Annotated in this window: 19 protein-coding genes and 1 pseudogene; 10 read left to right on the plus strand and 10 right to left on the minus strand. The window is 42.0% G+C overall.

Annotated features, from left to right (window positions below):
• The first annotated feature begins 26 nt into the window (after positions 1-26).
• The 5 genes from EL144_RS03475 (at position 27) to EL144_RS03495 (ending at position 4,538) form a co-directional block, all read left to right on the plus strand.
• Positions 27-638 (plus strand): TIGR04211 family SH3 domain-containing protein, encoded by a 612-nt coding sequence (locus tag EL144_RS03475; protein WP_005702596.1) that lies wholly within the window; start codon positions 27-29, stop codon positions 636-638.
• A complete protein-coding gene (locus EL144_RS03480; RefSeq protein ID WP_005703529.1) occupies positions 638-1,909 on the plus strand; it encodes a multifunctional CCA addition/repair protein in 1,272 nt (423 codons plus the stop codon). The genes EL144_RS03475 and EL144_RS03480 overlap by 1 nt, the downstream gene beginning before the upstream one ends.
• Before the next feature lie 84 nt (positions 1,910-1,993).
• Positions 1,994-2,620, plus strand: a complete 627-nt coding sequence (lolB, locus tag EL144_RS03485; protein WP_005702594.1) for a lipoprotein insertase outer membrane protein LolB — start codon at positions 1,994-1,996, stop codon at positions 2,618-2,620.
• A 3-nt stretch (positions 2,621-2,623) separates the two neighbouring features.
• Positions 2,624-3,541: a 4-(cytidine 5'-diphospho)-2-C-methyl-D-erythritol kinase gene (ispE, locus tag EL144_RS03490; RefSeq protein ID WP_005703527.1), complete on the plus strand. Its 918-nt coding sequence runs from the start codon at positions 2,624-2,626 to the stop codon at positions 3,539-3,541.
• Positions 3,542-3,587: 46 nt separating this feature from the next.
• A complete protein-coding gene (locus tag EL144_RS03495) occupies positions 3,588-4,538 on the plus strand; it encodes a ribose-phosphate pyrophosphokinase (protein ID WP_005702591.1) in 951 nt (316 codons plus the stop codon).
• A gap of 82 nt (positions 4,539-4,620) precedes the next feature.
• On the opposite strand, the gene EL144_RS03500 is transcribed toward EL144_RS03495, so the two are convergent.
• Positions 4,621-5,109: a YbaK/prolyl-tRNA synthetase associated domain-containing protein gene (locus EL144_RS03500; protein ID WP_005702590.1), complete on the minus strand. Its 489-nt coding sequence runs from the start codon at positions 5,107-5,109 to the stop codon at positions 4,621-4,623.
• Positions 5,110-5,264: 155 nt separating this feature from the next.
• Between EL144_RS03500 and EL144_RS11335 the strand changes: the two genes are divergently transcribed.
• Entirely contained in the window at positions 5,265-5,411 is a 147-nt protein-coding gene (locus EL144_RS11335; RefSeq protein ID WP_005702589.1) for a putative periplasmic lipoprotein, read from the plus strand.
• A 238-nt stretch (positions 5,412-5,649) separates the two neighbouring features.
• Here EL144_RS11335 and mepM read toward each other — a convergent pair whose 3' ends face one another.
• Positions 5,650-7,182 (minus strand): murein DD-endopeptidase MepM, encoded by a 1,533-nt coding sequence (gene mepM, locus EL144_RS03510; RefSeq protein ID WP_005703523.1) that lies wholly within the window; start codon positions 7,180-7,182, stop codon positions 5,650-5,652.
• Between the two features lie 191 nt (positions 7,183-7,373).
• Here mepM and znuC point away from each other — a divergent pair, with 191 nt between their 5' ends.
• Positions 7,374-8,147 (plus strand): zinc ABC transporter ATP-binding protein ZnuC, encoded by a 774-nt coding sequence (gene znuC, locus EL144_RS03515; RefSeq protein ID WP_005703522.1) that lies wholly within the window; start codon positions 7,374-7,376, stop codon positions 8,145-8,147.
• A 10-nt stretch (positions 8,148-8,157) separates the two neighbouring features.
• Entirely contained in the window at positions 8,158-8,943 is a 786-nt protein-coding gene (gene znuB, locus EL144_RS03520; RefSeq protein WP_005703521.1) for a zinc ABC transporter permease subunit ZnuB, read from the plus strand.
• A gap of 83 nt (positions 8,944-9,026) precedes the next feature.
• On the opposite strand, the gene metF is transcribed toward znuB, so the two are convergent.
• The 3 genes from metF to lptF all read right to left on the minus strand — a co-directional run bounded on the left by metF (position 9,027) and on the right by lptF (position 12,264).
• On the minus strand, positions 9,027-9,911 hold the full coding sequence (gene metF, locus EL144_RS03525) for a methylenetetrahydrofolate reductase (RefSeq protein WP_032995030.1): 885 nt from the start codon (positions 9,909-9,911) through the stop codon (positions 9,027-9,029).
• Between the two features lie 176 nt (positions 9,912-10,087).
• On the minus strand, positions 10,088-11,155 hold the full coding sequence (gene lptG, locus EL144_RS03530; protein WP_005703518.1) for an LPS export ABC transporter permease LptG: 1,068 nt from the start codon (positions 11,153-11,155) through the stop codon (positions 10,088-10,090).
• A 5-nt stretch (positions 11,156-11,160) separates the two neighbouring features.
• Positions 11,161-12,264 carry an LPS export ABC transporter permease LptF gene (gene lptF / locus EL144_RS03535; RefSeq protein WP_005702583.1) on the minus strand — a complete coding sequence of 368 codons (1,104 nt, stop codon included), beginning with the start codon at positions 12,262-12,264 and terminating at the stop codon, positions 11,161-11,163.
• 150 nt (positions 12,265-12,414) lie between these two features.
• Here lptF and EL144_RS03540 point away from each other — a divergent pair, with 150 nt between their 5' ends.
• Together EL144_RS03540 and EL144_RS03545 are read left to right on the plus strand one after the other, a co-directional pair.
• Positions 12,415-13,905, plus strand: coding sequence for a leucyl aminopeptidase (locus EL144_RS03540; protein WP_005703516.1), 1,491 nt, complete (start codon positions 12,415-12,417; stop codon positions 13,903-13,905).
• 165 nt (positions 13,906-14,070) lie between these two features.
• Complete coding sequence (locus tag EL144_RS03545; protein WP_032995028.1) at positions 14,071-15,399, plus strand: L-cystine transporter; 1,329 nt, start codon at positions 14,071-14,073, stop codon at positions 15,397-15,399.
• A 92-nt stretch (positions 15,400-15,491) separates the two neighbouring features.
• On the opposite strand, the pseudogene EL144_RS11725 reads toward EL144_RS03545, so the two are convergent.
• From EL144_RS11725 to EL144_RS11680, 5 genes and pseudogenes are all read right to left on the minus strand, one after another.
• Positions 15,492-16,131, minus strand: a pseudogene (locus EL144_RS11725) (hypothetical protein).
• Positions 16,132-16,155: 24 nt separating this feature from the next.
• Positions 16,156-16,413 carry a lysozyme inhibitor LprI family protein gene (locus EL144_RS11755; RefSeq protein WP_080987861.1) on the minus strand — a complete coding sequence of 86 codons (258 nt, stop codon included), beginning with the start codon at positions 16,411-16,413 and terminating at the stop codon, positions 16,156-16,158.
• 433 nt (positions 16,414-16,846) lie between these two features.
• Entirely contained in the window at positions 16,847-17,431 is a 585-nt protein-coding gene (locus EL144_RS11760; RefSeq protein WP_232010647.1) for a type IV secretion protein Rhs, read from the minus strand.
• Positions 17,379-18,047: a hypothetical protein gene (locus EL144_RS11765; RefSeq protein WP_005703512.1), complete on the minus strand. Its 669-nt coding sequence runs from the start codon at positions 18,045-18,047 to the stop codon at positions 17,379-17,381. The genes EL144_RS11760 and EL144_RS11765 overlap by 53 nt, the downstream gene beginning before the upstream one ends.
• Positions 18,048-18,083: 36 nt before the next feature.
• On the minus strand, positions 18,084-19,121 hold the full coding sequence (locus EL144_RS11680) for a type VI secretion system Vgr family protein (RefSeq protein ID WP_126379375.1): 1,038 nt from the start codon (positions 19,119-19,121) through the stop codon (positions 18,084-18,086).
• Positions 19,122-19,156 lie beyond the last annotated feature (35 nt).

The raw sequence follows: 19,156 nt of genomic DNA on the forward strand, positions 1-19,156 counted from the left end.
TTCTTATCGACTTAGGATATCCAATTATGAAAAAAACAATTAGTTATCTCCTCGCACTCGGCTTTCTCGGTTTAGGCGTCAATGTAGCCCACGCAGAAACCAAATACGTTACAGAAAACCTATCTACTTATTTACGCAAAGGTGCCGGTGATCAATATAAAATTGCTGGAGCAATTAAATCGGGTGAAGCGGTAACCGTACTTGATCAAAAAGATCGATACACCTTAATCCGTGATGCTAAAAACCGCGAAGCCTGGATTCTTACCAACGAACTAAGCAATGAAGCCAGCAGCAAATTGGAAAACCCAAGACTCAAAAACCAAATTCAAGAATTAACTCTGAAACTAAATCGGATAGATGGCGACTGGCAACAACGTACGGTAGAAATGCAACGTCGAACCAAACAAGCGGAACAACAAAGCAGTGAATTATTAGAACAAAATTCTCAACTAAAACGCGAATTAGAAATCACTAAAAATAAAAATCGCGATTTAGAAGCCATGCTTGATGCCGGCAAACGCGAAATTGCTATTCAATGGTTTATTTACGGCGGTTCCGTGTTGGGTGTCGGCTTATTAATCGGCTTAATTCTACCGTTTATCATGCCAAAACGCCGTCGTCGTGATGGTTGGGCATAATGATCGAGACTCCATTTCAAATTTATTTGGTTGGTGGAGCTGTACGTGATCAGCTTCTCAACCTGCCGGTACAAGACCGAGATTGGGTGATTGTGGGGGCAACGCCGCAAGCCTTGCTTAGTCTCGGTTATCAACAAGTGGGGAAAGACTTTCCTGTCTTTCTCCATCCTCAAAGCAAAGAAGAATATGCTTTAGCACGTACTGAACGCAAATCGGGTCAAGGTTATACGGGGTTTATTTGTGACTTTTCCGCCGATATTACTCTTGAGCAAGATTTAATTCGTCGCGATCTCACCATTAACGCTATGGCACAGGATTTACAAGGCAATTTATATGATCCTTACCACGGTGCCGATGATTTAAAACAACGCATTTTGCGCCACGTTTCTCCCGCGTTTGTAGAGGATCCCTTGCGTGTGTTGCGCGTTGCCCGTTTTGCCGCACGCTATCATCATTTGGGGTTTACTATTGAGCCGGAAACACTGCAATTGATGCAAACACTCACGGAACAAGGCGAATTACAACATCTCACTGCCGAGCGGGTCTGGGCAGAAACAGAAAAATCGCTAAACGAAAAAAATCCTGAAATCTATTTTGAAACCTTGCGTCAGATTGGCGCCCTTGCCGTATTATTCCCTGAATTAGACGCCTTATATGGCGTGCCAAATCCCGCCAAATTTCACCCTGAAATTGATAGTTTTGTGCACGCAATGATGGTATTGCAACAAGCAACGTTGCTTTCAGAACAGGTAGATTGTCATAAAAGTGCGGTGCGTTTTGCCGCCATTTGTCATGATTTAGGCAAAGCAAAAACGCCAAAATCCAATTGGCCACATCATCATGGCCATGAAAAATTAGGCATGACACCCACCCGCAATCTGTGCAAGCGCCTCAAAGTGCCGTCCTATTATCAACAACTGGCAGAGCTAACTTGCGAATACCACACACATATTCACAAAATCTTTGAACTGCGCCCGGAAACTGTAGTGAAACTGTTTAATACATTTGATGTGTGGCGTAAACCATTACGTTTTATGGAATTTCTATTGGTATGCTTTGCCGATACCCGCGGTAGAAAAGGCTTTGAACAGAGTCAATATCCACAGCAAGAATTTGCTTTGGCTTTATATCAAGCAGCCTTGAAAGTCGATATTCAATCCATTATTGCGGCAGGTTTTGAAAATAAAGCCATTCGTGATCAGCTTAATCGCGGTCGTATTTTTGCAGTGAAACAAAAACGCACGGAAATCTTACCGCACTTTAAACCCTAGCCGCAGGCTAATTAGGATGAATGGTTTACTCCGCCCACAAGGGTGCGTAAAATACTTCCACTTTTTTTGAATAAATTATTGCTTATGAAAAATTTAACCTCTTACTTTTGGCTTTTGTTCGCAGGCTTGTTATTAACTGGCTGTGTAATCACTGATGAACAACGCCCGACTAATGTAAAATATATTGAGAAAACGGATCCGACTTGGCAACAACATCTACAACAAGTCAAGCAAATTCAAGGTTATCAGGCCTTGGGACAGCTCGGTTATATCAGCACAAAAGAACGTTTTTCTACTCGTTTTGACTGGCAATACAATAACCCGCAAAATTATACATTGAAATTGTATTCCACCATCAGTAGCGAAACCCTACAAATTCAAATGCATGCCAAAGGTATGACCATTTCCGACAACAAAGGTCGTCAACGTTCTGCGGCAGATGCCAAAATGTTGTTGCGCGAAATTATCGGAATGGACTTCCCGTTGGAGCAATTTGCTTTTTGGTTAAAAGGCCAACCGAAAGATAACGATGATTATCAAGTCGGTGAAAATCACCTATTGGCCTCTTTCAGCCATGCCTTCGACGGCAAAACTTGGACAGCGGATTATTTGTCTTATCAAGCTAATCACCAACCGCCGATGCCGGAAAGTATCTTACTGAAGACCGACGGACAAACGCTGAAAATCCGCGTAGATGAATGGAAATTCTAAGGCATGAAAACATATCAATTTTCTACCGCACTTTTATCTACTAACTCATCAGAAAGCACACACGGTTTGTACTTTCCTTGCCCCGCCAAATTAAACCTTTTCTTATACATCAACGGCAAACGCCCCGATGGCTACCACGAATTACAAACCCTGTTTCAGTTTTTGGATTTCGGTGATTGGCTACATATCAAGGTGCGTGATGATGGCAAAATCAATTTAATTTCGTCTATTACCGATTTAAAAGTAGAAGATAACTTAATTTATCGCGCAGCAACCTTGCTCCAACAACATACCAATACCCCACTTGGCGCCGACCTCGAATTAGATAAAATTCTGCCTATCGGCGGTGGCGTTGGGGGTGGTTCTTCTAATGCGGCAACTGCCTTAGTGGCATTAAATTATTTATGGAAAACAGGCTTAACCACCGAAGAACTGGCAAAATTAGGCTTAGCTTTAGGTGCCGATGTACCGATTTTCGTGCACGGCAAAGCGGCTTTTGCTGAAGGTGTCGGTGAGCAAATCACCTATTGCGAGCCACCGGAGAAATGGTATTTGGTATTGAAACCAAACGTCTCGATCTCCACTGCTGTTGTATTCTCCGATTCTGATTTACCACGCAATACACCAAAGAAACCGTTACAACAATTACTTCAAGAAAAATACGCAAACGATTGCGAAAAAGTTGTCCGGGATCACTATTCAGAGGTTGAAGAACTGCTTAACTGGTTGGTAGAATATGCACCAGCTAGACTAACCGGAACCGGCGCTTGTGTTTTTGCGGAATTTGACGATGAACAATCCGCTCAATTGGTTCTACAGGCAAAACCAAAAAATTGCTTTGGTTTTGTTGCAAAGGGATTAAACCTTTCTCCATTACATGCAATGTTGCAACGCATAAATGTTGAAGATTTGCCGACTTAATCCGTTACTCTTACTTGATAATCTAACTCCTGAGGTCACATTTACAATGCCAGATATTAAACTCTTCGCCGGTAACGCGACACCGGAACTCGCTAAACGCATTTCCGAGCGTTTATTCACGTCTTTAGGTAATGCTACTGTCGGTCGTTTCAGCGACGGTGAGGTGCAAGTGCAAATCAACGAAAACGTGCGTGGTAGCGATGTATTTATCATCCAATCCACCTGCGCGCCAACCAACGACAATTTAATGGAATTATTAGTAATGGTTGATGCCTTACGTCGCGCTTCTGCCGGTCGTATTACCGCTGTGATTCCTTATTTCGGCTATGCCCGCCAAGATCGTCGTGTTCGTTCCGCCCGTGTACCGATCACCGCTAAAGTGATTGCCGACTTCTTATCTAGCGTCGGCGTTGACCGCGTGTTAACTTGCGATTTACACGCAGAACAAATCCAAGGTTTCTTTGATGTGCCGGTAGATAACGTGTTCGGTTCTCCGGTATTAATTGATGACATTTTAAAGAAAACCGACTTGGTCAACCCAATCGTCGTTTCTCCGGATATCGGCGGTGTAGTTCGAGCCCGCGCAGTGGCCAAATTATTAAACGACACCGACATGGCAATTATCGACAAACGTCGTCCGCGTGCCAACGTTTCCCAAGTCATGCATATTATCGGTGATGTAGCCGATCGCGACTGTATATTGGTTGATGACATGATCGACACCGGTGGCACTTTATGCAAAGCGGCAGAAGCCTTAAAAGAACGTGGTGCCAAACGCGTATTCGCTTATGCCACCCATGCCGTCTTCTCCGGTTCTGCAGCAAAAAATATTGCCAGCGATGCCCTTGATGAGGTGGTTGTTACTGATACCATCCCTCTTTCAGCAGAAATCAAAGCCCTTGGCAAAGTGCGCTCACTCACACTTTCCGGTATGCTTGCCGAAGCTATTCGTCGTATCAGCAACGAAGAATCCATTTCTGCGATGTTTAACGAGTAAACCAAAAAACACTCGAAAAATCGACCGCACTTTAAAACATAAAAAGGCTTAGAAAAATCTAAGCCTTTTTGCTTTATTCCAATTAATCCTTCCGAATAAATTCTACCAACCGTGGTTGCGCAATGCGCGCATAATCCTCGGTGTTTAAAATCACCGAACGTTCGAGCGTACCTGCGTTAAATGCCAATTCATCATAACGTTGTAATAAACTCGGATCAGCAATGAGCAACAAATTCTCATGAAAACTAAAAGGCGGAATAGCGCCAAATACGCAATCGGTAAGCACAGACACCTCCGCAGGGCTGGATAGAGAGGCTTTCTTTGCGCCAAAATGCATAGCAATTTTGTCTAAATCCGCCTGTTGATCCGCCGGCAACACAGCCAAAATGGTTTGTTTCATGCCGTTGCCTTTCAAAGTACAAACCAACGCTTTCGCCCCCTGGCCGATTTGCGTACCGCGAATTTTCGCAACGTCCTCCGATTTGCCTGCCGACGAATGCTCTACCACCCGATAACGAGCCTGATTTTGGACTAAAAGTGCGGTCAGTTTTTCAAATGTTTTTTCCGACATCATTCTTCTCCGTAAAATATCAAGGCAAATTATAGCCTTATTTAGTCGACGGAACATCTACTATAAAAAGGACCTCCGGAAATTAAACGAATTTGATGTTGATATGCTATAATCGCGCCACATTTAATCTAATAATCTAAAACTAAAGGTATCTTATGAAAAAACTACTTCTTGTCTTGGCAGGCATTTTAACTCTTGTCGCTTGCTCCCAACCGAAAGACATTTACTTCAACGGTTCCGAAGGCTCCCACTCCGGTTTAAAATACGACAAAGCTACGAAGACCTTTGGGGTAAACCAGTAAAATTTGGAATTCAATCAGTCGCCCTCAACTGCGCACAACATAAATGAAGGCTTTGGTGATTTTGTGATTCGTGCCAAAATCATTAAACTGGTGGTCAACAAACCGCTGGATTTTGGATGCCAACAAAATCATTTTGCAAACTGCAGCCTAATCAGCTTTAAAAAAGGTATAAAAATAACCGCACTTTGATCTGCATTCAAAGTGCGGTTATTTTTAGTAGAGTTTTTTATACAACAACTTATTTCAACAATCGTTCGGCTTCATTAGCTTTGACGAGGAAGGCTTTACGCTCAGCGGTATCCATTCCGCTACTGCCCCCCGGCAATTTCACCGTCAATGGGTTAACCGGGCGACCGTTAATGTGGAATTCATAGTGCAAGTGTGGCCCGGTTGAACCACCGGTATTGCCTGATAACGCAATGCGCTCACCTTTCTTCACTGTTTGACCAACTTTCACCAATGGGCGACTTAAGTGCATATATACGGTTTGGTATTCACGAGAATGGCGAATCACGATGTAACGCCCCGCACCGTAAGCCTGATAAGCGATTTTTTCTACCGTACCATCTGCAGGTGCAATCACCGGTGTACCTGTCGGCATGGCAAAATCCACTCCTTTATGTGGCGCAATTCGACCGGTGATCGGATGGCGACGACGCGGGTTAAATGGCGAGGAAATACGTGCCTGACGTTGTAATGGGTAACGTGAGAAGCCTTTGCCTAAGGTTTCACCTTGGCGATTGTAATAACGACCGTTGCTGGCTTGAATGGCGTAATAACTCTTACCATCACTTATAATATGAATAGCATCTACGTTTCCTTGGCCGGTAAGTTTGCCTTCCAAGTATTCTCGGGAAACCAAAACGGAAATTTTCGTACCTTTCTTTAATTGTTTGAGGCTTACCTGCCATTGCAAAGCAGAAAATAATTGATAAATCTGACGATTATCTAATCCTAATTTTTTCAGACTATTAACGAAAGACGACTCCATTTCGCCGCGCAACACTTCACGTTTCCACACGCTTTTCTTCTCAACAATTTGGCGTTTGAACCGTCCATTTGCCTGCAATTCGTAGATATGTTCTTTCTTCTGTGAAACCAACCAGTTTAAATATTCCAAATCACCGTCATTATTTAAGATCCAGTAGAATTGTTGCCCGGCCTGCAAGTGTTTCAATTCGGGATAAGAGGCAATTAACTGCTGGCTAGTGTCTGCATCCAAACCGGATAATTCCAATACGTCTTTTAACGTATCGCCCTTCACTACGGTGTGACTGAATTGATCTTTAATACGAATAGCCTGATCCGCTACATCTAAAATATTAGTTACCGCATCTTTTGCGTCATCCGGTAGTTTATCCAAATCATCGAGCTCATCATGGGTTTTCACTTCTTCCACTTCGTCATCTTTGCCGACGTCATCATCATAAGATGTCGCATTATTATCAATGGTGGTAATGCCAACAGTGTCAGCTAAGATTTGTACTTCGTGATACACCTCGTTTGCAAATGACATGGTATAAGCAGAGGCAGGATAAAGATCATCGGATAAAATATCTTGGAATTGGTCTTGCACATCAGCGGCATCATCGCTTTTTGTCGGCTGATTGGAATAAATCGGATCATTGACTTCGTCAAGTTTGTCAGAAGCGGTATCATTTAAATGTAGGAAAAAACCAGTAAAAATAGAGAAAAGCGCAATAAAGAAAATAAGCGCTTTAATGCGCGATTTTCTCTTACGACGATCTCTTGCTAGTTTTACGTGTTGCACTACTTTGATTCCCTTTACAACGGATGATGAGTTTAAGTGTATTTATGACCAAACAAACTTTAAAAAATTCAGCAGAAAATGATAAATTCCAAACAAATGTGGCAATTATACACATAAATTTGCGTTCAACTTGTTAAACTTTAAAAAATAAGTTATTTTTAGCGCAATTTTTCCCCAATAGAACAAAAATAATGCAAATTCATGCAATCAAATTGCCTTTAGTCGAATTAAAAAATATTAATGTTAAGTACGGTCAACAAGTCGCATTAAGCAACATTAATCTGACGGTTTATCCCAATTCCATCATTACCATTGTCGGTCCAAACGGCGGGGGCAAATCTACCTTATTAAAAGTATTGCTTAAATTACAACAACCCACTTCAGGCAAAGTAATTTATAACAAACACATTCGCATTGGTTATGTACCGCAGAAAATCCATTTGGATCACAATCTTCCCATCACTGTTGAGAAATTTTTATCCCTAAAAAAAGGCATCTATCAGCAAGATATTCAGGAAGCGATGACGCTATTGTCTATCACCCATTTAATGCATAACAGTATGCAAAAGCTCTCTGGTGGAGAAATGCAACGGGTGTTATTGGCACGGGCAATTTTAAATAAACCAAATTTATTGGTATTAGATGAGCCGACTCAAGGTGTAGATATGACTGGTCAGGCAGAACTCTACCAACTAATCCACCAAACCCAAAAGCGACTTAATTGCGCAATTTTAATGGTATCTCACGACTTACATATTGTGATGGCAGACACCAATGAAGTGCTTTGTATAAATCAGCATATTTGCTGTGCAGGCACACCGGAAACAGTGTCTAATGACCCGACGTTTATTCACTTTTTCGGCGACCAATTTTCTAAAAATATTGCGGTTTACACCCACCATCATAACCACCGTCACGATATGCACGGCGATATTTGTAACATAGAACCTAAACAACCACATTAACGATAACATTATGTTTGATATTCTTTTCCCTGCTTGGCTCACAGGCATGATACTTTCGCTCATCACCGCGCCTCTCGGTGCTTTTGTCGTTTGGCGTAAAATGGCTTACTTTGGCGATACGCTATCCCACTCCGCCCTACTTGGCGTGGCACTTGGTATTTTTCTGCAAATCAATCCTTATATCGCCATTCTCATACTCACACTATTGCTTTCCATCGCGATGGTTTGGTTGGAAAATAACACGCAATTTTCCGTCGATACGCTACTTGGCATCATCGCGCACAGCTGTCTTTCGATCGGCGTTGTTACGGTAGGTTTATTGCAAAATGTGCGGGTAGATTTAATGTCGTATTTATTCGGTGATTTACTTTCTATTAACTACGAAGATTTGATTTATATCGGCATTGGTGCCGTCATCGTACTTGCAACATTATTCTATTTTTGGAAACCGCTCATTTCTACTACTATCAGTCCCGAACTGGCGCAAGTGGAAGGCATTAACGTGAAAAGAATGCGGTTTATTTTGATGGTGTTAACGGCGTTAACCATTGCATTAAGTATGAAATTTGTCGGCGCATTAATTATTACCTCTTTGCTCATCATTCCTGCCGCAGCAGCCAAACGCTTTGCCCGCACACCGGAAAGCATGGTTATCATCGCCAGTATCATCAGCATGATCGCCGTTTCTATGGGCTTAATGCTATCCGCCTATTACGACACCGCCGCCGGCCCATCGGTAGTCATCTGTTCCACCTTCTTGTTTTTATGTTCTTTATTGAAAAAAGAACAAAGCTAAAATCATCCAAAAAAATGACCGCACTTTTATTAAGGAGCATTCAAAGTGCGGTCAAAATCCATAGGATTTTAATTTTCTTCTTACTACAATGTCGGACGAATGCCTAAGATAGGACAAATGGCATAGGTTAATTCACTACGATTTAGTGTATAGAAATGGAAGTCTTTTACACCTTCGCGAGACAACACACGCACCATATCTATGGCAATACTGGCAGCTACAAGGTTACGGGTAGTTTGGTCGTCATCTAAGCCTTCGTACATTTTAGCCATCCACGCCGGAATACTTACATTGGTTACCGACGCCATTTTTTGTAACTGTTTGAAATTGGTTACCGGTAAAATTCCCGGCACGATTTCTGCATCAATACCAATAGATGCGCAACGATCGCGGAAACGTAAATAGCTGTCAATATCAAAGAAGAATTGCGTAATCACATGGTTGGCACCGACATCAATTTTGCGTTTCAGATTGATTAAATCCGCTTGTGCCGATTTGGCTTCCGGGTGCACTTCCGGGTAGGCAGCAACAGAAATATCAAAATCCGCTACAGAACGTAGTAATTCTACTAAATCCGCAGCATAAAATGGCTTTTTGCTATAACCGGGCGGTTCGTCTCCTCGTAATGCCACAATGCGACGAATGCCGCTGTCCCAATAATCTTTGGCAATTTCACGCAGTTCATCAGGAGTAGCATCAATACCTGTTAAGTGAGGTGCAGCTTCTAGGCCGGTTTGTTGTTTGATGTTTTTCACTACGCTGTGTGTACGGTCACGCTCACCGGAATTAGCGCCATAGGTGACAGAAACAAATTTAGGGTTTAATACTTTTAAGCGATGAATGGAATCCCACAAAAGATTTTCCATTTTTTCATTTTTCGGTGGGAAAAACTCAAAGGAAACATTAATTTTGCCATTCAAATTGGCTAAGTGCTGGTTCAAATTATCAATTTCTTTTGCATAACTCATAAAGTTGCCTAATATTTTAATCAGTCTGGAAGATTGGTTTAAATTAAAGAGAAATGGAGTATGTGTCAATTTCAAATATTTCATTAAATGAATGAATAAGATTAATATGCTTATTAAAAAGCCCGAGATTGTCTCACGGGCTTAAAAACGTTTATAAAAACGACCGCACTTTAGACCTAACTCCGCTTACGCGCCAGTAGCCACCAAGTAATCGCTAAGAATAACATACTCGGCATCAGCGCACCGATTAACGGTGTTGTGTTGTAAACCAAGCTGAATTTGCCGAACAGTTCGTTCACCACATAAAACAAGAAGCCAAAACAAATCCCAATGAGAATCCGTGCACCGGCAGTGACGCTACGCAACGGACCAAAAATAAAGGATAGTGCTAACATCATCATCACGCCCACAGAAATCGGTTGGAATAACTTACGCCAGTAGGTTAGCTCAAAGTTTTTTGAATCCTGCCCTGTTTCTTTTAAGAACGTAATGTAATTGGACAACCCGGAAATCGATAACGATGTTGGTCTTAATGATGCCACGCCCAGTTTGTCAGGAGTTAAATTGGTTTGCCATTCTTCATTTAAACGGTTGATAGTGTTGACACTATCAGGCTGGATTGTGGATTCATTCACTTGTTTTAACATCCATTTACCATTATTAAAAGTAGCATGATTAGCGTGTTTTAATTTTTCCAATTGGCGTTGTTCGTTAAAGGTGTAAATATAAATATCACGTAATTCTACGTCATCGGAAATATTGCGAACATACACGAAGTTGTTGCCATCTTTCGCCCAAATACCATTTTTCACCGATAACATGGAGCCACCGGAAATGGCTTTGGAACGCATATCACGAGCAAATTGTTCAATTTGCGGAATACCCCACTCACCAATAATCATCGTCAATAATACCAACGGAATAGTGGTTTTCATCACAGCAAGACCGATTCGCATACGGGAAAAACCGGAAGATTGCATGACGACCAATTCACTACGGCTGGCAAGGTTGCCTAAAGCGATTAATGCGCCCAATAAGGCTGCCATGGGGAAGAACGTTTCCACATCTTTTGGCATCGTCAATACGGTGTAGGCAATCGCTTGCCAAATGTCGTAAGTGCCCTTGCCTACGCTACGAAATTGCTCCACAAATTTAATAATCGCAGACAAGCCTACCAACATTAATAAAGTAGCAAAAATCGTACCTAAAATGCTTTTACCGATATAGCGTTCTAATGTATTCATAGCGTTTATCCTTGTTTTGCCTCTTTGCCGAAGGAATAACGAATGCGATACATAAACGCACTATTCCAACTATTCAAGAAAATAGCGAGGGCGAAAAAGGCGATATTCACTAACGGCATGAACAACGAAGCATCTAATTTGCCCGCGCCACCGGCAGACTTCAGTGAGCTTTGTAACAGGAAATAAATCAAATATAACAACAACGCCGGCAACACTTTGGCAAAGCGGCCTTGGCGTGGATTCACACGACTTAACGGCACCGCCAACAATGCCATAATCGGCACCGCTAGAATCAAGGTTAAACGCCAATGAAACTCGGTTTTCATCGCCGGCGCATTGGCATTCCATAATTGCATAATGTCCATTTCACCCGCTTCATCAGCATCGTCCGCCACGGTTTTATGGCCTAAATAAGCTTGATATTCGTCAAAATGCGTAATGCGAAAATCAGGTAAAATTGCCGTGCCTTCAAAACGATCACTATTTTGCAAATTTAAGATCTGATCGCCGTTCGGCAAGGCTTTTAATTCACCCTTTTCCGCCACAATCACGGAAGGCTTGCTCTGTCCTTTTGGCTGAGTTTGGAATACATAAACGTTATTGATTTGATTATCTTGAATATTATCAATGAATAAGACAAAATCGCTGTTATTCGCCGTCATAAATTGACCGGCGGACAATGCCCCCATATTCGGATTAGCTTTAGCCTCTTCCACAATTTCCGTTTGTTTGTGAATTGCCCAGGGCGTAAGCCACAACGCATTGTAGGCAGCTACGGCGGCAGTAAATAAAGAAAGGATCAATACGATTTTAACTAAAATGCGTTGACCGATACCGCAAGCGCGCATGACGGTAATTTCACTTTCTGCATATAACCGCCCGAGCGTCAATAAAATAGCGATGAATAAACAAAGCGGCAACATCAATTGCGCCATGGTTGGCATCCCCAGCCCGAGCAAGGAAAACACCAAATCGGCAGGCACTTGTCCATTCGCCGCAGAACCCAACACGCGCACCAACTGTTGACAGAAAAAAATCAACAGCAAAATGAACAAAATCGCGATTTGGCTTTTAAAAACTTCTTTCGTTAAATATCTGGTTAAAATCACGTTATCGCCTATTTTTTCTCTTGCAATTTAAGCAAAAGAGATTAAATTCGTTTTGTTTAACACGGGCAAATTAAGCACAAGCCCGAAATAATAGGTAGCGTATAATACCCTAATTTTGACATCGAAAACAGAAAAATAAGCGAGGAAAACATGAAGTACAGCGCGCAACAAGTCGCAATAAACCCATCTGCCGATTGCCTGATTGTAGGCGTTTTTGAAGATAAAACCCTGTCGCCAAGTGCGGTTAAAATTAACGACGTTTCGCAAAACTACCTCAGCCGATTAGTAGAAAGCGGCGAGGTCAGCGGAAAATTAGGCGATACCACATTATTACGTCATCTTCCAAACATTGCCGTTGAACGCGTGTTGCTTGTGGGTTGTGGCAAGGCGGGCGAACTGAACGAGCGCCAATATAAACAACTTATCCAAAAAACCGTACAAGCTCTAAAAACCACCCAAACCAAAAGTGCGGTCAATTTTTTAACCGAAATTTCCTTTAACCAACGTAATATTTATTGGAACATTCGCTTTGCTATTGAAACTTTCGAACAGGATTTGTATCAATTCACCCAATTCAAAAACCAAAAAACATCGGAAAAATCCACCGCACTTTGCGAACTGATTTTTAACGTTGATACCGATGAGCAGGCACTTGCCGAACAGGCGATCCAACACGGTTGCGCCATTGGTTTGGGCGTAAGCCATGCCAAAGATGTGGCAAATTGCCCGCCGAATGTGTGCAACCCTGCTTATCTGGCGGACAAAGCCTTGAGCTTAGCCGAAACCTCGCCGCTGATTAAAACCACCATTGTAGGTGAAGCGGAGATGGAAAAATTGGGTATGGGCGCCTATCTTGCGGTATCACGCGGTACGCACAATGAGGCCAAATTATCCATTATGGAATACCGCAATCACCCGAATCCAAACGCCAAACCGATTGTATTGGTGGGTAAAGGGTTAACCTTTGATGCCGGCGGTATTTCCCTCAAACCTGCGGCCGACATGGACGAAATGAAATACGACATGTGCGGTGCGGCTTCCGTTTATGGCGTGATGAGTGCCTTAGCACAATTACAACTGCCGTTAAACGTCATCGGCGTGATGGCGGGCTGTGAAAATCTCCCGGACGGCAACGCCTATCGCCCCGGTGACATTCTCACCACCATGAACGGCTTAACCGTGGAAGTCTTAAACACCGATGCGGAAGGCCGCTTGGTGCTGTGTGACACCCTAACTTACGTAGAACGTTTCGATCCTGAAGTAGTCATCGACATTGCCACGTTAACGGGCGCTTGCGTAGTGGCATTGGGTCAACATAACAGCGGTTTGGTTTCCCCCCATGAGGATATCGCGACTGCCATTGAACAGGCGGCTCAACAAAGCGCCGACAAGGCATGGCGTTTACCGTTAAGTGAAGAATATCAAGAACAGCTGAAATCCAACTTTGCCGATTTAGCCAATATCGGCGGACGTTGGGGCGGTGCTATCACTGCCGGAGCCTTCCTCTCCAATTTCACGAAGAAATACCCATGGGCGCACCTCGATATCGCCGGTACAGCCTGGTTACAAGGCGCTAATAAAGGCGCAACCGGCCGACCGGTGTCTTTGTTGGTTCAGTTCTTATTAAATCAAGTGAAATAAAAAATATGGCAAAAAACGACCACACTTTTGAGCGGTCGTTTTTTTAAAAGCGGATTGAAGCCCTCAAACCATACTTTTAGTTATAATTCATATCTAGAATTTATTAGCTTTTTCAGCATGAAATAGCTTTAATCTCGGTGATATTTATTTTTTATGGAGCAAAAAATGTTACTCATTATCTTAGCGATTTTTGCCTTAGCCTTGGTTTTCCTTGGTTATTTATACAAGAAAACGGAAAAATTAGGACAAACGGTTTTCATTGGTTTATTACTGGGCTTGGGTGCCGGCGCATTGTTGCAATCCCTTGCCGAGCAGGATTTGATCATATCCGCCCTAGATTGGATCAATCTTGTGGGTAGTGGCTATGTACGATTGTTACAAATGATTGTCATGCCGTTGGTATTTGTCTCTATTTTATCGGCGATTACCCGCTTAAATCAGGCAAGCTCCTTGGGCAAAATCAGCTTTAGCGTGCTCTCCGTGTTATTAATCACCACCGCGATTGCGGCCTTCATCGGCATTATCATGGTGTATGTGTTTGGTTTAACCGCTGAAGGCTTGGTAGCCGGCGAACGTGAATTAGCGGCACAAGCGAAAGTCTTGGGACGGGTGGATCAAGTAAGCAATCTAACAATTCCGGCCATGTTACTTTCCTTTATCCCGAAAAATCCGTTTGCGGAATTAACCGGCGCCAACCCAACGTCTATTATCAGCACGGTCATTTTTGCCGCGTTCCTCGGTGTGGCTGCATTGAGTTTACGCAAAGAAGATCAGGCATTGGGCGAACGCATTGCCCAAGGCGTGGAAACATTAAATAAATTGGTTTCCCGTTTGGTTCGCTTCGTCATTCGCTTAACGCCATACGGTGTGTTCGCATTAATGATTAAAATCGCAGCGACTTCAAAATGGACGGATATTTTGAATTTAGGCACGTTCATCATTGCCTCTTATGTCGCGATTATTTTGATGTTTATCGTGCACGGTGTGTTACTTGCCTTCTCCGGCATTAACCCGATCGACTATTTCAAGAAAGTGATGCCAACCCTAGCCTTCGCCTTTAGCTCCCGCTCAAGTGCGGCAACCATTCCGTTAAACATCGAAACCCAAACGGACAAACTCGGCAACACCCCGGCCATCGCCAACTTCTCCGCTACCTTCGGCGCGACCATCGGACAAAACGGTTGCGCAGGGATTTATCCGGCAATGCTCGCCGTGATGATCGCCCCAACCGTCGGCGTGGATCCGTTTAGCCTGAGCTACATCGCTACCTTGGTTCTTGTCGTTGCCATTTCCTCCTTCGGTATTGCCGGCGTAGGCGGTGGCGCAACCTTTGCGGCTATCGTGGTGCTATCCACCCTAAATTTACCGCTGGAACTTGTCGGCTTGCTCATCTCTATCGAACCGCTCATCGACATGGGGCGCACTGCTTTAAACGTCAACGGTGCCATGACAGCCAGAACCTTAAGCAGCAAGTGGTTAAAGCTAAAAAACTAAATCTGTTGATTTAAAAACACGAAAAAAATCACCGCACTTTGGCTTACCAATGAAAGTGCGGTGATTTTTTATATTAAAAGTATTGCATTAACTTACTGTGGAAATTCACAATTAAAACTAAACACTTTCTCATCATAATTGAATCTATATTTAGTATTATCTAATTCCACAACAAATTGATCTTTATCTTTATACCAATGACCTTTTTTCTTTATACCATCTGAAGCATCACAGGATTTCCCTAGATAAATTATAGAGTTCAAATTATAAACAACGACACCATTTGAATTCACTTTACTGGATATTACCTCATAAATATCAGGCGGATAAGAAAAGTCACCACCAAAGTCATCAGACAGTTTAGTCTTTATAACATAGCTTACGCAGAGCAACATCTCTATTTTTTTCCGCTTTTACTAAATTATTTAGCCAATCTTTAAAATCATTATTGTACATTGAATAATCCGCCACAGGGGTATGTGTTGCATTTTCATAAGCATAAATTTCGGCTATTGATAATAACAATAGGGATTTTTTCAGTTTAGCATCATGGCAAACTCAATTAGATAATTCATCACTCTTGCTACAATCTGCCATATTGTCAATTATTCCATAAGGGTAATTTTCATAATAATCATCATTACTATTAGGTAGGAATTTAAATATTAGCTCATTATACTCTTTATCTGTAAAACAATTTGCATTGGATTGACAAGACAAAAGTAAAATCATTAAAAAAAATAATTTTTTATCATATTATTTTATATCATCAACCATCTTATTAATCTGTTTTATTCTTACATTATAATGCCCTTCTAAGCATTCATAGTAAACAATTATATACCCTTCCCCTTGAGTTAAGGACATTGGAGAATTCATAAACTTACAGTCTTCTATTATAAATTTGTTCCATAAAATCTGAGATTTTTTAAAAGAATCTATCACAAGCTTATTTTCATCTACTTTAACTAACTCTTGAAATGATTTATTTAACTCAGCCTTATATTTTTCAATATTTTTTTATGACATTCTATATCATCACAATTTTTATTAGCTGCAGTTAATAAAATTATAGAACAAAGAGCTATTAAAAATTTTTTCATAAATCCTCCTAATTGTATAATTCCTCTTCACGGTCTGCTTCGCCACATCCGCTAACGGTACCATGATTTCAACTTGGGTTTGTGATAATTCAAATGCTTCGTCGTTCTAATCTCTATCTGCTTATCTAAATAGATAGATTTATATTTAAAAAGTTTTCAGTCTATAAAACCAATAAAAAAGTGCGGTCTATTTTCACGTTATTTTATAAACACTGAAAAAATTAACCGCGCTTTTTTATAAAATACCATCTAAATAAGACTAATTTGTTGGTTTTTGACAATTCAATTGGGCTACATTATCATCATGATTAAATCGATATTTTTCTTCAAATTTTCCATCTTTATCAAGTTGAGCAATCACAAATAAATCCATCCACTTCTAGCTTTATCGATAAGTCTTCCACCCGTTTTTCGATTCTAGAAGCACTGTCTTCTTTATTGTTATCCCGATAAGTCCCACATGTCCGAATAAAATCCGCTGCCCTTGTCTTCTTCCATTCGCTGTCATGCTTAGCCACTATCCCCGTCAATCTTCCTTGTTGTACCGGGCTTAATAATAAATCCTTCAGCTTACCCGCTTCAAATGAGACCGCAGCGTTTTTATCCTTATCTAAATCCAACTCATCCATAATCGATTTGAACATCGGGTCCAATTCATTTTTCTGCTCAATCGTCAAATCACTCTTCGGGTCAATATATTGATGGAGTCCATGTTTGAATATACAAAGTCCATTCTCCGTTTGGTTAAACACATTCACACCCGGAAATAATAAGCCATGAGTTAAATGACTATCATCCACGTAAATTCCGCCATCTTTATTCTTCTGCACCAAACTATAAAGATACGGCTGTACATTGTAATAATCCTTACCCGTCTTATCCGTTTTCTTTTTCACGGTCTGTTTCGCCACATCTGCTAACGGCACCATGATTTCGAAATTCATCAAACTTATCTTGCGTCTGCGTCTGTCGTCTGACCCCAATAGTCACACCATTATTCAATTCCACACGTGGATTAAGCGGATGATTTTGCGCATCTCGGATAACAATCTTATTATCTGCCGACTTGGTAACACCAACAATCTTTTCTATTCCGCTTTTATAATCACCCAACTTTGCCGTATGACGATAAAGCGAATAAAACATCAGTACATTCTCTTTCGGATAGGCCACTTCATGTTTCACTAAAAAATAACCCGTAGAATACACCGCACCTTCCATCGGGGCTTCAGCTTTACTGTTATCCTTTTTATATTCGCTATCCACTTTATAGGCAATCAATTTGCCATCGGCAATAGCACAAATCTTGTCATTCTCAAATTCACTACTCGGAAACTTTGACGCTCTTAAATGAATCCCTTGATGCCAAAGTCCGCTATTATTAAACAGAAAACGGGCACTTTCATCTCCTGCAAGGTGATTAAAGTATTGTTGAGAAAGGTTCGTGACATTACCTCTCGGTTTCAATGGATAAGCTACGTTAGGTATTTTCGGGCTTTCGACTTTTGTGGTTTCCGGGGTCTCTTTCTTCTTCTGTTCTGACATACTGACAATTTCCTTTATTCTTATCGTTATAATGAACTACGAAATGATTAAATCTTGAATATCTACCGGCCGTGTACCATTCGGTTTGGTGTCAAACGGATTCACCGCCTCAGGCGAACCGCCCTCTTCAGTCAATTCCCCCTCAATCCGTACATTCCCTATCAATGTAATCCCTTCTTGATTGACCACAATCTCTCCCGCCGGGCCCTGCAGACGCACTTCCTCATAGCCCTCTATATTAAAATGCTTACAAATGCTCTCCAGTAAATCCCCGGCAAGCCATTCGCCATTCTGCGCCACTTCAATCGTGGTATCTTTACCCACCTTGATAATCGTGTCCGCATGCACGTTCACTTGGTAGTTATTGCCGATATTGAGAAGATTGTCTTTTTCGATTTTGCTGATGCGGTTGCGACCAATATGGCGCATTTGGTCTCGGTTGATAGTCAGGCTTTCATCCAGACCGACAGTTTCCATGCGGTCATGTCCGATATTCACGGTTTCGTTTCGACTCACCTGCTCCGTGCGGTCATGCCCTATTTGGCTGGTTTCGTCATGGTTGACGATATGGTTATGGTCTTTCTCTGCATGCAGAAAGATTTCTTCTTGACCTTTTTCATCTTCAAAACGTAATTCATTAAAGCCGTTGCCTTTATGCGTTTTTGATTTTATCGTCATCCGCGTTTTATGTTTCGGCAGCGGATAAGGTGGTTCGGTAGTGCTGTGATAGGTACGTCCGGTGATTATCGGTTGGTCCGGGTCACCCTCTAAGAAGTTGACAATGACTTCTTGTCCGATGCGCGGCAGCATTTGACTGCCATACTGCGCACCCGCCCAACCCTGACTGACCCGCACCCAGCAAGAACTGTGTTCGTCATGACTGCCCACTCTGTCCCACGGAAACCGGATTTTCACCCGGCCCCAGTCGTCACAATAGATTTCTTCCCCTTCCGGACCTGTAACATGGGCAACTTGTGTACCACGAATAATCGGATGAGGTTTTAATGGACTGCACCAAGGCTTGTTGTGTAGAATCAGAAAAAGCGTGTTTTGATAAACTGTTACAGAATTGATCGCACTTTTAGAAGTGTCACTATCAGTAAGAGATG

Source organism: Aggregatibacter aphrophilus ATCC 33389, assembly GCF_900636915.1.
In the GTDB taxonomy this organism is placed as follows: Bacteria; Pseudomonadota; Gammaproteobacteria; order Enterobacterales; family Pasteurellaceae; genus Aggregatibacter; species Aggregatibacter aphrophilus.

Bases quoted from the DNA above. Each gene is read 5' to 3' on its own strand.
- ispE (WP_005703527.1), top strand. From the start codon at position 2,624: ATGAAAACATATCAATTTTCTACCGCACTTTTATCTACTAACTCATCA.
- EL144_RS03545 (WP_032995028.1), top strand. From the start codon at position 14,071: ATGTTACTCATTATCTTAGCGATTTTTGCCTTAGCCTTGGTTTTCCTT.
- lolB (WP_005702594.1), top strand. From the start codon at position 1,994: ATGAAAAATTTAACCTCTTACTTTTGGCTTTTGTTCGCAGGCTTGTTA.
- EL144_RS03500 (WP_005702590.1), bottom strand. From the start codon at position 5,109: ATGTCGGAAAAAACATTTGAAAAACTGACCGCACTTTTAGTCCAAAAT.
- EL144_RS11765 (WP_005703512.1), bottom strand. From the start codon at position 18,047: ATGTCAGAACAGAAGAAGAAAGAGACCCCGGAAACCACAAAAGTCGAA.
- EL144_RS03475 (WP_005702596.1), top strand. From the start codon at position 27: ATGAAAAAAACAATTAGTTATCTCCTCGCACTCGGCTTTCTCGGTTTA.
- EL144_RS03540 (WP_005703516.1), top strand. From the start codon at position 12,415: ATGAAGTACAGCGCGCAACAAGTCGCAATAAACCCATCTGCCGATTGC.
- znuB (WP_005703521.1), top strand. From the start codon at position 8,158: ATGTTTGATATTCTTTTCCCTGCTTGGCTCACAGGCATGATACTTTCG.
- EL144_RS11335 (WP_005702589.1), top strand. From the start codon at position 5,265: ATGAAAAAACTACTTCTTGTCTTGGCAGGCATTTTAACTCTTGTCGCT.
- EL144_RS11760 (WP_232010647.1), bottom strand. From the start codon at position 17,431: ATGGTGCCGTTAGCAGATGTGGCGAAACAGACCGTGAAAAAGAAAACG.
- EL144_RS03495 (WP_005702591.1), top strand. From the start codon at position 3,588: ATGCCAGATATTAAACTCTTCGCCGGTAACGCGACACCGGAACTCGCT.
- znuC (WP_005703522.1), top strand. From the start codon at position 7,374: ATGCAAATTCATGCAATCAAATTGCCTTTAGTCGAATTAAAAAATATT.
- EL144_RS03480 (WP_005703529.1), top strand. From the start codon at position 638: ATGATCGAGACTCCATTTCAAATTTATTTGGTTGGTGGAGCTGTACGT.
- metF (WP_032995030.1), bottom strand. From the start codon at position 9,911: ATGAGTTATGCAAAAGAAATTGATAATTTGAACCAGCACTTAGCCAAT.
- lptG (WP_005703518.1), bottom strand. From the start codon at position 11,155: ATGAATACATTAGAACGCTATATCGGTAAAAGCATTTTAGGTACGATT.